The sequence below is a fragment of the Agrobacterium sp. O3.4 genome (assembly GCF_041414895.1).
Lineage (GTDB): Bacteria > Pseudomonadota > Alphaproteobacteria > Rhizobiales > Rhizobiaceae > Agrobacterium > Agrobacterium cucumeris.
On the sequence record NZ_JALPZP010000001.1, the window covers coordinates 1,315,559 to 1,330,772 of the forward strand.

The following is a 15,214-nucleotide window of genomic DNA, read 5'->3' on the forward strand; positions in this document are numbered from 1 at the left end:
GCCGCTCCCATCTTTCCGTTCGTGCTTAGGCAAGCGCCTTGTTCATTGCCGCCTCGATTGTGACGGTTTCACGTTCACCGGTCTTGCGGTCCTTCACTTCGACTTCGCCATTCGCAACAGAACGCGGGCCGACGATGATCTGCATCGGCACACCGATCAGATCGGCGGTGGCAAACTTCTGGCCCGCACGGTCGTCGGTATCGTCGTAAAGAACATCCTTGCCGGCGTTGGAGAGCTGATAATACAGCTTTTCGCAAGCCGCATCACAGGCCGCATCGCCAGCCTTCATGTTGATGACAACAACATCAAAAGGCGCGACGGAGGCCGGCCAGATGATTCCGTTCTCATCATGCGATGCTTCAATGATGGCGGGAACAAGGCGTGTCGGGCCAATGCCATAGGAACCCATGTGGACAGGATGTTCCTTGCCGTCCTTGCCCTGCACTTTCGCACCCATCGGCTCGGAATATTTGGTGCCGAAATAGAAGATGTGGCCAACTTCGATACCGCGTGCGGAAAGACGCTCACCATCCGGAATGGCATCATAGGCTGCTTCTTCATGCATTTCGGAGGTGGCGGCATAATCGGCCGTCCACTCATCGAATACACCCTGAAGGGCTGCGACATCGTCAAAGTCGGTGTTTTCGGCCGGGATGGCACGGTCGAGGAAGCTCTTGTGGCAGAAGACCTCGGATTCACCGGTATCGGCCAGGATGATGAATTCATGGCTGTGATTGCCGCCGATCGGGCCGGTATCGGCGCGCATGGGAATGGCGCGCAGGCCAAGGCGCTCGAAGGTGCGCAGGTAAGCCACGAACATCTTGTTATAGGAGTGGATCGCGTCTTCCTTGGTCAGGTCGAAGGAATAGGCATCCTTCATCAGGAACTCACGCGAACGCATGGTGCCGAAACGCGGACGCACTTCATCGCGGAACTTCAGCTGGATATGGTAAAGGTTCAGCGGCAGGTTCTTGTAGGACTTCACATAGGAACGGAAGATGTCGGTGATCATCTCCTCATTGGTGGGGCCATACAGCATCTGGCGGTCCTGGCGGTCCTTGATGCGCAGCATCTCCTTGCCGTAATCGTCATAACGGCCGCTTTCCTGCCAGAGCTCGGCGGTCTGCAGCGTCGGCATCAGAAGCTCGATGGCGCCGGAACGGTCCTGCTCCTGACGGATGATCCTGTTGACCTTGTCCAGCACGCGCTTGCCGAGCGGCAGCCAGGAATAAATGCCAGCCGATTGCTGCCGGATCATGCCTGCGCGCAACATCAGGCGGTGGGAGACGATCTCCGCTTCCTTGGGATTTTCCTTCAGGATGGGCATGAAATAACGGCTGAGACGCATGACGGCTTCCATTGATGTGGACGACGGCGCGCAAAGGCGCGGGAATCGCCCCGAATAAAGGGATATTGGCGCCGGATATAGCCGTTTCCCGCCAAGAAGAAAACCCGCCATGAAAAGAGCGTTGAAGGCGATTTCGTGGCATTTTCGAGATAGCTAATTCGCGTCAAAACGCTTTGACCGGAATATTATTCTTGATCCGGTGCGACAAATTGCACCACAGAGAATTTTTTGCCGACTGTAACAAATATGCAAAAAATGAGATGACAAGCATGGGTGATTGAGCTAGCTTTAGCTTACAAAAGAGGCAAGAAGTTTAAATTCTTGTCATTTTCGCGGTCAGTCTTGGGAGGATCAGATCTTAGGCGCGCTCGTCGCTGCCCCGGCAACGGTTACAGATCACGCGAAACCTGGAAAACAAGGCTGAAAGGCCTTGTTTTTTTTTGATTCAACACATGGCAACGCCCCGGCGGACTATTCCGGTAAAATCGTGACGGTGAATCAACCGTCCAATATGCTTATGCTGTGTGCACGACAGAGATGACATCCATATGACAAGCCGCGGATACGCCTTGCAGCGACACGGATAGTGCTGCCCTATTCTCAGTCATCCCGGTTTTAAGGTGGAGTGCATTCGATACGTTTCAAACGTGACGGAGCCACGTTTTCCAGGTCACGAATGCAGTGGAATCAAGCTTCGATACTTCAGTCGTAAACCGGGACAATTCTCGGGAGATCATCAAGGCTGAAACCGAACCACCAGGATCCGGCGTACCACACACCACAGATCAGCGCCGATATCAGTGTTGTCCACAGGACGATGCGGCCGCCTCGGAAGCGGGATGGCGCGCTGGCAATGGTGCCAAGCGCCACATCGCCGTCTTCCGCCTGGGTGCGAAGTCCAATCGGCAACACAACAAAAAGCACCGTCCACCAGACGATGAAATAAACGGCGAAGACCGAAAGAAGCGGCATGTGATCCTCCTGCACAATGGGCTTCTTGTAACGCATTCATCCGTAAAGCGGAATCACTTCTCGGCAAGAAGTGCAAAAAGCCTTGGAAGCAGGAACAGAACCGCGCTGGCGACGTCGTCCAATGGGAAGAAAAGTCAGGCCAATTGTGCCGACGTCATCCTCGGGCCTGCCCCGAGGATCCGCCAACATATTGATTATTCGGCGCCGTTAGATCCTCGGCACATGGCCGAGGATGCCGTTGAGTGAATGTTCACCCTTCACCACCGACTTCAAGGGGATTGCAGCCTGTCCGGAAATTCAAACCGGACAGCAGTGGGACAAGCCCGGGGTGACGGAGTGCGGATGACACAGATCGCCCGACACATCAGTCTTGCGCGACTCCGGCTCAAACCTTGGTGACAAAAACCGTTACGATCGGCTTCTTGCCCCAGGTCTGGTTGGCAGCAGCGCGAACGGCGCGGCGCACCGCTTCACGCAGCAGTTCCAGATCCTTGCGACGGGCGCGGGGAATGCTTTCCACAGCACCGAGAACCGCGTCGTAAAGCGTGTCCTCCATGTCCTCGCCCTCGTCATCGAATTCCGGCAGGCCGAAGGGCACGACATCGGGATCGCCGAGGAAGTCGTAACGGCTGTCCAGCACCACGTTGACGGAGACGTGACCGGCGAAGGACAGCTTGCGGCGATTGCTGATGCCCATCTCATCCATATCGCCGATGAGATTGCCGTCCTTGAAGACGCGGCCATGCGGCGCATCATCGATGACTTCCGCAGGACCGGGGGCCAGACGCAGAATATTACCGTTGCGCACCTTCGGCACCTGCGAAATGCCGGCCTGCTCGGCCAGTTCCTTCTGCGCCACCAGATGCGCCGCCTCGCCATGGACAGGCACAACGATCTGCGGCTTCGTCCACTCATACATCTTCAGAAGCTCGTTGCGGCGTGGATGGCCGGAAACGTGGACCAGAGCCTCATTGTCAGTGATGATATGGACGCCCTGCTCGATCAGCCCGTTCTTGATATCGATGATGGCCTTTTCATTGCCGGGAATGGCGCGAGAGGAAAACACCACCGTGTCACCGGAAGCGAGCGCCACATTGCGCATCTCGTCACGCGAAAGCTTGGCAAGCGCGGCACGCGGTTCACCCTGCGAACCGGTCAGAATCAGCACCACCTTGTCGCGTGGAATATAGCCATATTCGTCTTCGGCCAGAAATGGCTGGATGCCTTCCATGATGCCGAGGTCCTGCGAGACGTTGACAACGCGCTTCAGCGACGAGCCAAGCAGCAGCACCTCACGGCCCGCCGCCTCTGCCGCCTGGGCAATCGAGCGGATACGCCCGACATTGGAGGAGAAGGTGGTAACGGCGACACGGCCCTCGGCATTTTCAATGATCTGGCGCAGGCCTTCGGAAACCTCGTGTTCGGAAGGCGACACGCCATCGCGTACCGAGTTGGTGCTGTCGCACATCAGCGCCAGCACGCCCTCTTCGCCGATGGCGCGGAAACGGGCCTCATCCGTCAACGGCCCGAGCGACGGAGCCTCATCGATTTTCCAGTCGCCGGTATGGATGAGATTGCCGAGCGGCGTGCGGATGACCAGCGACATTGGCTCCGGGATGGAGTGATTGACGCCGACGGCCTCGATTTCGAACGGACCAACATTGATGCGGTCGCCCGCCTTGAAGGGAGTGATCGGAATTTCGGCGCGGCTGCCTTCATAGGCGCGCTTGGCTTCCAGCATGCCGGCGGTGAAACCCGAGGCATAGACCGGCACGTTGAGGCCCGGCCACAGATCGTTCAGCGCGCCGTAGTGATCCTCATGGGCGTGGGTGATGATGATGCCTTTGAGGTTTTTCTTCTGCTCGGCGATATACGTGATGTCAGGCAACACCAGATCGACACCCGGCAGATCGAGACCGGCAAAGGTCACGCCGCAATCCACCATGATCCATTCGCGCTTGCCTGCCGGACCGTATCCGTAAAGCGCCAGATTCATGCCGATTTCACCGACGCCGCCAAGCGGCAGGAAGACCAGTTCGTCCTGTTTAGCCATTGTTCTTTTTATCCATTCACGAGCGCGTGTGGACGACGGCACTTTGCCGCGCCCCGCGCATGTTTGCAGCATCGGACCTGTTGAACCATCTGATCGACCGGGCCGATGCGGAGCCGGTCTGCCATCCTGCTTTTTATGAGCTGCAGGAAAACTCCAACCTGTGGGATCGGGTTCGGCGCGGCATTTTATAAAGCCGCACCGTTCACCTCATCCAAAAAACACGTCGCCGGCTGCAATGGAGCGCCTTGCGCCCTCGTCCTCGTCCAGCAGCAGATAACCATTATCATCAATTCCGACGAAACGCCCGCCGATCGAACGATCCGGGAAATTGACGGTGATATGTTCGCCGATACCGCAGGCAGCCTCCCGCCAGCCAGCCATGACACCGGCGACGCCCCTGCCCTCATCCCAATCTCGCAGCACATCCGCCGTTTCCCGAAAGAGATGCGCGAAAAGCTCATCGGCAGAGCAGGAAGCGCCGTGTTCGGACAGCATGGTGACGGGATAAAGCGGATTATCCGGCTTATGGGCGATATTGATACCGATGCCGATGACGATTGCCCGCCGCCCATCCGGCAGAAGCTCCGCTTCCATCAAAATGCCGCAGGTTTTCTGACGGCCAATCAGCACGTCGTTCGGCCATTTGATCTCAAGCGGCGCGCCGCCTGTCGGCAAGACCGCGCGGATGGCGCGATAGACAGCCAGTGCAAAGGCAAGCGGCAAAGAGCCGATACGGTCCATCGGCGCAGGATCGATGAGGAGGAGCGAGGCGTAGAGATTACCGGGTTCGGAGACCCATGGCCGGCCGCGACGCCCGCGCCCGCCGGTCTGGCGGATGGCGGTAACCCACAGATTGCCGCCATCGCCCGCCCTTGCACGGGCGAAACATTCGATGTTGGTCGATGGCGTTTCCGCCATCGCCTCGTGCCGGAAGTCATCGATGGACATCCGGCCCGTATGCCGCGGCGTATCGATCAAAAGAACGTCTTTGCTGCAACCGTGACGGCATTGCCAAGCGCACCGCCAAAGACGACGAAAGCGACAACGAACAGACCCGAAAGCGCATAAACCACCTTCAGTTCGCCCGCCGGACGCTCGAAGCTGCCCTTGGCTTCATCAAACCACATGACCTTGACAATGCGGATATAATAATAAGCGCCGACCACCGAGCCGATCACACCGATGACGGCCAGCGGATAGAGCTTGGCTTCGATCGCAGCAAGGAAGACGTAATATTTGCCGAAGAAGCCGGCGAGCGGCGGAATGCCGGCAAGCGAGAACATCAGGATCGTCAGAACCACCGCCATGAAGGGGTTGGTGGACGAAAGCCCGGCCAGATCCTCGACATTTTCGACATTGCCGATTTCCTTGCGGCGCATGGAGAGAATGCAGGCGAAGGTGCCGAGCGTCATGACCATGTAGATGGTCATGTAGAGAATGACGCCCGAAATGCCTGCCTGCGTGCCAGCGGCAAGACCGACCAGCGCATAACCCATGTGACCGATGGAGGAATAGGCCATCAGGCGCTTGATGTTCTTCTGGCCGATCGCGGCAAACGAGCCGAGCAGCATCGAAGCGATGGAGATGAAAACGACGATCTGCTGCCAGTCGGCAAAGACCGGCTGGAAAGCGTCAACGACGATGCGCACGAAGATCGCCATGGCGCCGATCTTGGGTGCCGCCGAGAGGAAGGCGGTGACCGGGGTCGGCGCACCTTCATAAACATCCGGCGTCCACATGTGGAACGGCACGGCCGAAATCTTGAATGCAAGGCCGGCGAGAACAAAGACCAGACCGAAGACGAGGCCGAGCGAACGGGTTTCCGACGCCAGAACCTGGGCGATTTCACTAAAGCCGGTATTGCCGGTGAAACCATAGACCAGCGACATACCGTAAAGCAGCATGCCGGAGGACAGCGCGCCGAGAACGAAGTACTTCAGGCCAGCTTCCGTGGAGCGCAGGCTTTCACGGTTGATGGCGCAGACGACGTAAAGCGCCAGCGACTGCAGTTCCAGCGCCATGTAGAGCGAGATCAGGTTGTTGGCCGAGATCATCAGCAGGATGCCCAGCGTCGCGAGAACCAGAAGCACCGGATATTCGAAACGACCGATCGGCTCGAAGCGGCCCTGGCCGACAGCGAGGATCATGGCGGTGATGGAGCCGATCAGCGCCAGCACCTTCATGAAATTGCCGAAGGAATCGGCGATGTAGACACCGCCGAAGGCAACGCCCGACGCCGGGGCGAAAATGATCCAGAGACCGACGACGAGCAGGAGGGCAACGGCAAGGCCGGTTACCGTCGTTGTCGACTTGTCGCCCGAGAAGACGCCAATCATGAGCAGCGCCAGCGCGCCGACCGCAAGGATCAGCTCGGGCGTCGCAATGTGCAGACTGGCAAAAAGGATTTCAGCGGTCATGTCCAACGGGTCCTGTCGTCAATTCATAGAGAGCGCAACATTTTGCGCCGCCTGCAATGCAGCCGAATAGTTGTTTACCAGAAGATCGACCGATGCGGCTGTCGCATCGAACACCGGTGCCGGATAGACACCGAAGAAGATCGTCAGCGCAACCAGCGGATAAAGGATGACCTTTTCGCGGGTTGACAGATCGAGCATCGACTTCAGGCTTTCCTTCTCGAGCGCACCGAAGATCACGCGGCGGTAAAGCCACAGCGCATAGGCTGCCGAGAGGATGACACCGGTTGCCGCAAACAGTGCGACCAGCGTGTTGGCACGGAAGACGCCGACCAGGGTCAGGAATTCACCAACGAAGCCGGAGGTGCCGGGCAGACCGACATTGGCCATGGTGAAGATCATGAAGGCGACGGCATATTTCGGCATGTTGTTGACGAGACCACCATAGGCGGAAATCTCGCGGGTATGCAGCCGGTCATAGACAACGCCGACGCAGAGGAAGAGCGCGCCAGACACGATACCGTGCGACAGCATCTGGAAGATCGCGCCCTGCACGCCCTGAACGTTGGCGGCAAAGATGCCCATTGTCACGTAACCCATGTGGGCGACGGAAGAATAGGCGATCAGCTTCTTGATGTCGTCCTGCATCATCGCCACCAGCGAGGTGTAGATGATGGCGAGAACCGACAGCGTGAAGACGAAGGGAGCGAAATAATCCGAAGCCAGCGGGAACATCGACAGCGAGAAGCGGATGAAACCGTAACCGCCGAGCTTCAGCATGACGCCGGCAAGAATGACGGAGCCAGCGGTCGGCGCCTGAACGTGGGCGTCGGGCAGCCAGGTGTGTACCGGCCACATCGGCATCTTCACCGAGAAGGCTGCAAAACAGGCAAGCCAAAGCCAGGTCTGCATGCCGGCGGGGAAGCCGTATTTCAACAGTTCGGTCATGTCGGTCGTGCCGGACTGCCAGTACATCGCCATGATGGCAAGCATGGTCAGAACCGAGCCGAGCAGCGTGTAGAGGAAGAATTTGTAGGATGCGTAAACGCGATCCTTGCCGCCCCAGACGCCGATGATGATGAACATCGGGATCAGCGTCGCTTCGAAGAAGACGTAGAAGAGAACCGTATCCAGCGCCACGAAGACGCCGATCATGACGACTTCCAGAAGCAGGAAGGCGATCATGTATTCCTTGACGCGCTTCTCGATCGATTCCCAGCTTGCCAGCACGCAGAAGGGCATGAGGAAGGTGGTGAGGATGACGAACAGCATGGAGATGCCGTCGACACCCAGATGATAGGCGGCGATGTTGCCGAACCAGGCGTGTTTTTCGACCATCTGGAAACCGGGATTCGAATTGTCGAAACCGATCCAGATGAACAGCGACACGAGGAAGGTGAAAACGGTCGTCAGCAGCGAGACATTGAGAATGTTGCGGCGACCATAAGGACCGTTCTCATTTGTCAGCAGCAGGAGCACCACGCCGACGAGCGGCAGAAAGGTGACCGTTGAAAGAATAGGCCAATCGGTCATCAGAGGGCACTCCCGAGCATCATCCAGGTGACAAGCGCCGCGATGCCGATCAGCATCGCAAAGGCATAATGATAGAGGTAACCGGATTGCAGGCGGACCATGCGGTTGGTCACGTCAACCACACGCGCTGCAATGCCGTTCGGTCCATAATGGTCGATGACGGCGACGTCGCCCTTCTTCCACAGGAAGCGGCCGAGCGCCTTTGCGGAACGTACGAAGAGGAAGTCATAGAGTTCGTCGAAGTACCACTTGTTCAAGAGGAACTGGTAGAGGCCGCGATGGGTCGCTGCCAGACGCTTTGGCGTCTCCGGCGACTTGATGTACATGTACCAGGCGGTCACGAAACCAAGAGCCATGGCGAAGAACGGGCTCCACTTCACCCACAGCGGCACGTGGTGGAATTCCTCGAGGATTTCATTTTCCGGAAGCGTGAACAGAGCGCCCTTCCAGAACTCGGCATATTCGTGGCCGAAGAAATAACCTTCGAAGGCAACACCGGCAAAGATCGCGCCAACCGTGAGGATGAAAAGCGGGATCAGCATGACCATCGGCGATTCATGCACATGGTGCATGACGTCGGCAGATGCGCGCGGCTTGCCGAAGAAGGTCATGAAAGCCAGACGCCAGGAATAGAAGCTGGTGAACAGCGCGGCGATGACCAGCAGCGTGAAGGCGAAACCGGACAGAACCGAATGGGACGCGTAAGCGGATTCGATGATGACGTCCTTCGAGAAGAAGCCGGCAAAACCGATCATCGTGCCCGGAATACCGACGCCGGTCAGCGCCAGAGTGCCAACGGTCATGGTCCAGAAGGTGATGGGGATATGCTTGCGCAGGCCACCCATGTAACGCATGTCCTGCTCGCCATCGACGGCATGGATGACCGAGCCGGCGCACAAGAACAGCAGGGCCTTGAAGAAGGCGTGCGTGAAGAGGTGGAATACGGCAGCGCCATAAGCGCCGACGCCGAGCGCCACGAACATGTAACCGAGCTGCGAGCAGGTCGAATAGGCAATCACGCGCTTGATGTCGTTCTGCACGAGGCCGACGGTTGCCGCGAAGAAGGCGGTGATCGCACCGATCAGCGTCACGACGGTCAGCGCATCCGGCGACAGCTCAAACAGCGGCGACATGCGGGCGACGAGGAAGACGCCGGCCGTGACCATGGTTGCGGCGTGAATGAGGGCAGACACCGGGGTCGGGCCTTCCATCGCGTCCGGCAGCCAGGTGTGCAGCAGGAACTGCGCCGATTTACCCATGGCGCCCATGAAGAGCAGCAGGCAGACGCCCGTTATAGCATTGGCCTTGTCCAGCTGCATGCCGAACAGGTTGATGACGGTTTCGCTGGAAGCAGCACCTTCGGCCGGCAGATAGGTGCTGGCGGCAGCAAAGACGGTTTCGAGATTGATCGAACCGAACAGCACGAAGACGCCGGAAATGCCGAGGATGAAGCCGAAGTCACCGACGCGGTTGACGATGAAGGCCTTCATGGCGGCTGCAGAAGCCGAAGGTTTCTTGAACCAGAAGCCGATCAGCAGATAGGACGCCAGACCCACGCCTTCCCAGCCGAAGAACATCTGCAGCAGGTTGTCAGAGGTCACCAGCATCAGCATGGCGAAGGTGAAGAGCGACAGATAGGCAAAGAAGCGCGGACGATGCGGATCGTGGTGCATGTATCCGATCGAATAAAGGTGCACGAGCGTCGAGACCGTGTTGACCACGACGAACATGACGGCCGTCAGCGTATCGATGCGGAAAGCCCATTCGACGTCGATGCCGCCGGACTGGATCCAGCGCAAGACAGTAACCTTGATCACCTCGCCCGGCTCGCCATGGGCGAGTGCCACGGTGAAGAAGACGATCCACGACAGGATGGCGACCACGATCATCAGACCGGTGGTGACATATTCCGACGCCTTGGCGCCGATCGAGCGGCCGAACAGGCCGGCGATCAGGAAGCCGATCAGTGGAAGAAAGACGATAGCCTTGTAGATCATAGCCTTATCAGCCCTTCATCATATTGACGTCTTCGACGGCGATCGATCCGCGGTTGCGGTAGAAGACAACGAGTATTGCAAGACCGATGGCCGCTTCGGCAGCTGCGACGGTCAGAATGAACAAAGCGAAGACCTGGCCGACGATATCGTTCAGGAAGGCCGAGAAGGCCACCATGTTGATGTTGACCGCCAGAAGGATAAGCTCGATCGACATGAGGATGACGATGACGTTCTTCCGGTTGAGGAAGATGCCGAACACGCCGATCGTGAAGAGGATGGCGCTGACCGTCAGGTAGTGGGAAAGACCGATTTCCATATTCTGTTTCCTTGGATCCGTTCGCCTTCAGATGCCCTGGCCCGGCTTGACCTTGACCGTGGTGACGGCGGTCTTCGGGTCCCGGCCGACCTGCGTGGAGATATCCTGCCGCTTGATGTCGGTGCGATGACGCAGGGTCAGCACGATGGCGCCGATCATGGCCACCAGCAGCACGAGACCGGCGAGCTGGAAGAAGTAGACATAATTCGTATAGAGCACATCACCGAGCGCGGCAGTATTGGTGCGCTCTGCGGCCGGCGGGATCGGCATGGTGATCGATTTTGCCGCAACCGGGTTCAGAACGCTGCCGCCGACCACGACGATCAGCTCGGCAGCCAGAATGACACCGATCAGCGCACCGACAGGCGCATATTGCAGCACACCGGAGCGGAGCTCGGCAAAATCCACATCCAGCATCATGACGACGAAGAGGAAGAGCACCGCGACCGCGCCGACATAGACCACCAGCAGGATCATGGCGAGGAACTCGGCCCCCGTCAGCAGGAACAGCGCGGCTGCGTTGAAGAAGGTCAAAATCAGGAAGAGCACCGAATGAACAGGGTTCTTCGATGCGATGACCATGAACGCAGACGCCACGGCGACGAAAGCGAATATATAAAAGAATACAGCGTGCAGACCCATCTTGGTGCCTTCTTGTCCTCATCGGGAGAAGATGGCTTCAAGCCCCCTCACCCGTTTCGTCCCCGCCGGCGAAAACCGCGCAGGCATTTTACTTTTTCATCGCTTTCCGGGGTCTCCCCCGGAAAGACGGTTGCACCTTAACGGTAAGGTGCATCCAGTGCGAGGTTGCGCGCGATTTCACGCTCCCAGCGGTCGCCATTGTCGAGAAGCCTCTGCTTGTCGAAATAAAGCTCCTCGCGGGTTTCCGTCGCGAATTCGAAGTTCGGGCCTTCGACGATGGCATCCACCGGGCAGGCTTCCTGGCAGAAGCCGCAATAGATGCACTTCACCATGTCGATATCGTAACGCACCGTGCGGCGGGTGCCGTCATTACGGCGCGGACCGGCTTCGATGGTGATCGCCTGAGCGGGACAGATGGCTTCACACAGCTTGCAGGCGATGCAGCGTTCTTCACCGTTCGGATAACGGCGCAGCGCATGTTCACCACGGAAGCGCGGAGAGACCGGGCCCTTTTCGAAAGGATAGTTCACCGTCGCCTTCTGCTTGAAGAAATGGCGCATCGTCAGCAGGATCGCGCCGACGAACTCCTTGAGGAACAGTGAATTGACGGCTTGGGAGAGGCTTGCCATCTCAGTCTCCAGATCTTTGAGCGAGGAGTTTGGACATCAACCGGCCCACCCCGTCAGCTTCAATACGAATGCAACGATCACGACCATCGCGAGCGACAGCGGCAGGAAAACCTTCCAGCCAAGGCGCATGAGTTGGTCATAACGGTAACGCGGAACGAAGGCCTTGGTGAGCGCGATCATGAAGAAGACCATGCAGCCCTTCAGCGCGAACCAGACAATGCCCGGCACCCAGTTCAGGAACCACACATCCACGATCGGCAGCCAGCCGCCAAGGAACAGGATCGTCGTCAGGCAGCAGATCAGAACGATCGCAGCATATTCGCCGAGCATGAACATCATGTAAGGCGTCGAGCCATATTCGACCATGTGACCGGCGACAAGCTCCGATTCCGCTTCCGGAAGATCGAAGGGCGGACGGTTGGTTTCGGCAAGGCCCGAAATGAAGAACACGATGAACATCGGGAACAGCGACAGCCAGTGCCAGTCGAGGAACGATGCCGGCAGGCCGATCATCGTGCCAAGCCCGGTACGCTGGGCAAGAACGATATCCGTCAGGTTCAGCGAGCCGACGCAGAGTAGAACCGTGACGATGACGAGACCGATCGACACTTCATAGGACACCATCTGCGCTGCCGAACGCAGCGCGCCGAGGAACGGATACTTCGAGTTCGAAGCCCAGCCGCCCATGATGATGCCGTACACTTCAAGCGAAGAAATCGCGAAGATGTAGAGAATGCCGACATTGATATTGGCGACGACCCAGCCATCGGCGAAGGGAATGACCGCGTAGGTGGCGAGCGCCAGCGTCACGGCAACCAGCGGCGCCAGAAGGAAAACCGCCTTGTTGGCGCCGGCGGGAATGACCGGTTCCTTGAGGATGAACTTCAAAAGGTCGGCGAAGGACTGGAAGAGACCGAAGGGACCAACAACGTTCGGACCACGGCGCAGCTGCACGGCTGCCCAGACCTTGCGGTCGGCAAGCAGAAGGAAGGCGATGGCCACCAGAAGGCAAACGAGAAGCAGCAGGGACTGGCCGACCATGATCAGCGCGGGCCAGACGTAGCTCCAGAAAAACTGTTCCATAAATCCCCTACCCTTACTCTGCCGCAGCCTGGAAATTGTTGCGGGCCAATGCGGAACACTCGGCCATGACGGCGGATGCACGCGCAATCGGGTTCGTCAAATAAAAGTCTTTTACCGGCGAAGCAAACGCCGACTTGTTGAGCGAGCCGGTCTTTCCGGCCAAAGCCTCGATATCCGTAGCCTTGCCGGCGACGATCTCGTCGGTTTCCGCCAGATGCGGATGCGCGACATAAAGCTGACCGCGCAGCGCCGACAGCGAATCGAACGGCAGCTTCTTGCCGAGAACGTCGGACAGCGCACGCAGGATCGCCCAGTCTTCGCGAGCTTCGCCCGGTGCGAAACCGGCGCGGTTGCCCACCTGCACACGGCCTTCGGTGTTGACCCAGATACCGGATTTTTCGGTATAGGCCGCACCCGGAAGGATGACGTCGGCGTTCATCGCGCCCTGATCGCCATGGCTGCCGATATAAACGGTGAACTTGGCGCCCTTGTTCGACAGATCGAGTTCATCGGCGCCGAGCAGGAAAAGAACATCCATGGAGGCGACCATTTCAGCGGCGGCAACACCGCCCTCGCCCGGCACGAAGCCGATATCGAGACCGCCAACGCGGGCAGCTGCAGTGTGCAGAACGGAGAAACCGTTCCACTCTTCGCTGACAGCACCGACCGAAACGGCGAGCTTGGCAGCAGCAGTGAGCACGGCGGCACCATCGGCGCGGGCAAGAGCGCCCTGACCGATGATGATCAGTGGGTTCTTGGCGGACTTCAGCTTGTCAACGAAGCTGTGCGAGCCATTGGCCAGATCGGAGAGCGTTTCAGCACCCGAGCCGAGATATTCATAATTGTAGCGCAGTTCACCAGCTTCGCCGATCACGCCGATCGGGAAACCGCCACGACGCCAGCGCTTGCGGATGCGGGCGTTGAGGACAGCCGCTTCGAAACGCGGGTTAGCGCCAACGATCAGCAGTGCGTCCGCCTGCTCGATGCCTTCAATGGTGGAATTGAAGATATAGCTGGCGCGACCCAAAGACGGATCAAGCGCTGCGCCATCCTGACGGCAATCGACATTGGCCGAACCGAGCGAGGCGAGAAGCGACTTCAGCGCGAACATTTCTTCAACGGAAGACAGATCGCCGGCGATCGCGCCGATCTTGTTGCCGGATGTTGCGGCAACAGCCTGCTTGATCGCACCGAAGGCTTCGCCCCAGGTGGCGGGCTGCAGACGGCCATCCTTGCGGACGTAAGGCCGGTCAAGGCGCTGCGTCTTCAGGCCGTCCCAGATGAAGCGACTCTTGTCGGAAATCCACTCTTCGTTGATCGCCTCGTTGACGCGCGGCATGACGCGCATGACTTCGCGGCCACGGGTATCGACGCGGATGGCCGAACCGAGCGCGTCCATCACGTCGATGGTTTCGGTCTTGTTCAGTTCCCACGGACGGGCGGTGAAGGCGAAAGGCTTGGAGGTGAGCGCGCCGACCGGGCAGAGGTCAACAACGTTGCCCTGCAGCTCCGAGGTCATGGCCTGCTCGAGATAGGTGGTGATTTCGGCATCTTCGCCGCGGCCGATAAGGCCCAGTTCGGCGATACCAGCCACTTCCGTGGTGAAACGGACGCAGCGCGTGCAGTGGATGCAACGGTTCATGACCGTCTTGACGAGCGGTCCGATATATTTGTCTTCAACCGCGCGCTTGTTTTCCGCATAACGCGAACCGGCGATACCGAAGGCCATGGCCTGGTCCTGCAGGTCGCATTCGCCGCCCTGGTCGCAGATCGGGCAATCCAGCGGATGGTTGATGAGCAGGAACTCCATCACGCCTTCGCGGGCCTTCTTGACCATCGGCGTATTGGTGAAAACCTCAGGCAATTCGCCGTTCGGGCCGCCGCGAACATCGCGCACGCCCATGGCGCAGGAGGCGGCCGGCTTGGGCGGTCCGCCCTTCACCTCGATGAGACACATGCGGCAGTTACCCGCGACCGACAAGCGCTCATGAAAACAAAAGCGCGGAACTTCGGCACCAGCCTCCTCGCACGCCTGCAACAGCGTGAAATGATCCGGAACCTCGATCTCTTTACCGTCAACCTTGAGCTTTGCCATGGTTCTACTTACGTCCTGTTGCCTGTTCGTCCCATGTCTCACACGGTCCGCAACAAATCCTTAATCGCGCCCGGCATCCGAAGGTTTGCCAGACGTTTCATGGTGCTGCGGGGCCGGAAATTTCCGGCTCCG

12 protein-coding genes are annotated in these 15,214 nt (G+C 58.6%); all 12 read right to left on the reverse strand.

The window, feature by feature from the left end; translation table 11 throughout:
• Positions 1-25 precede the first annotated feature (25 nt).
• Positions 26-1,348: a proline--tRNA ligase gene (gene proS / locus M0412_RS06335; RefSeq protein WP_269698049.1), complete on the reverse strand. Its 1,323-nt coding sequence runs from the start codon at positions 1,346-1,348 to the stop codon at positions 26-28.
• 702 nt (positions 1,349-2,050) lie between these two features.
• Positions 2,051-2,356, reverse strand: a complete 306-nt coding sequence (locus M0412_RS06340; RefSeq protein WP_269698051.1) for a DUF1467 family protein — start codon at positions 2,354-2,356, stop codon at positions 2,051-2,053.
• Positions 2,357-2,705: 349 nt separating this feature from the next.
• The gene (locus M0412_RS06345) at positions 2,706-4,373 is read right to left on the reverse strand and encodes a ribonuclease J (RefSeq protein ID WP_142839614.1); all 1,668 of its coding nucleotides are present in this window, start codon (positions 4,371-4,373) and stop codon (positions 2,706-2,708) included.
• Positions 4,374-4,580: 207 nt separating this feature from the next.
• Complete coding sequence (locus M0412_RS06350; RefSeq protein ID WP_161991178.1) at positions 4,581-5,321, reverse strand: biotin--[acetyl-CoA-carboxylase] ligase; 741 nt, start codon at positions 5,319-5,321, stop codon at positions 4,581-4,583.
• 26 nt (positions 5,322-5,347) lie between these two features.
• Positions 5,348-6,790: an NADH-quinone oxidoreductase subunit NuoN gene (gene nuoN / locus M0412_RS06355; protein ID WP_142839612.1), complete on the reverse strand. Its 1,443-nt coding sequence runs from the start codon at positions 6,788-6,790 to the stop codon at positions 5,348-5,350.
• Positions 6,791-6,808: 18 nt separating this feature from the next.
• Entirely contained in the window at positions 6,809-8,320 is a 1,512-nt protein-coding gene (locus M0412_RS06360; RefSeq protein WP_142839611.1) for an NADH-quinone oxidoreductase subunit M, read from the reverse strand.
• Positions 8,320-10,317 (reverse strand): NADH-quinone oxidoreductase subunit L, encoded by a 1,998-nt coding sequence (gene nuoL, locus M0412_RS06365; protein ID WP_142839610.1) that lies wholly within the window; start codon positions 10,315-10,317, stop codon positions 8,320-8,322. The genes M0412_RS06360 and nuoL overlap by 1 nt, the downstream gene beginning before the upstream one ends.
• A gap of 7 nt (positions 10,318-10,324) precedes the next feature.
• Positions 10,325-10,633, reverse strand: a complete 309-nt coding sequence (gene nuoK, locus M0412_RS06370) for an NADH-quinone oxidoreductase subunit NuoK (RefSeq protein WP_003521516.1) — start codon at positions 10,631-10,633, stop codon at positions 10,325-10,327.
• A 27-nt stretch (positions 10,634-10,660) separates the two neighbouring features.
• The gene (locus tag M0412_RS06375; protein ID WP_052818538.1) at positions 10,661-11,275 is read right to left on the reverse strand and encodes an NADH-quinone oxidoreductase subunit J; all 615 of its coding nucleotides are present in this window, start codon (positions 11,273-11,275) and stop codon (positions 10,661-10,663) included.
• A gap of 137 nt (positions 11,276-11,412) precedes the next feature.
• On the reverse strand, positions 11,413-11,904 hold the full coding sequence (gene nuoI / locus M0412_RS06380) for an NADH-quinone oxidoreductase subunit NuoI (RefSeq protein WP_142839609.1): 492 nt from the start codon (positions 11,902-11,904) through the stop codon (positions 11,413-11,415).
• 36 nt (positions 11,905-11,940) lie between these two features.
• Positions 11,941-12,987: an NADH-quinone oxidoreductase subunit NuoH gene (gene nuoH / locus M0412_RS06385; protein ID WP_006312706.1), complete on the reverse strand. Its 1,047-nt coding sequence runs from the start codon at positions 12,985-12,987 to the stop codon at positions 11,941-11,943.
• A 13-nt stretch (positions 12,988-13,000) separates the two neighbouring features.
• Entirely contained in the window at positions 13,001-15,082 is a 2,082-nt protein-coding gene (gene nuoG, locus M0412_RS06390; RefSeq protein WP_269698060.1) for an NADH-quinone oxidoreductase subunit NuoG, read from the reverse strand.
• Positions 15,083-15,214: the final 132 nt, after the last annotated feature.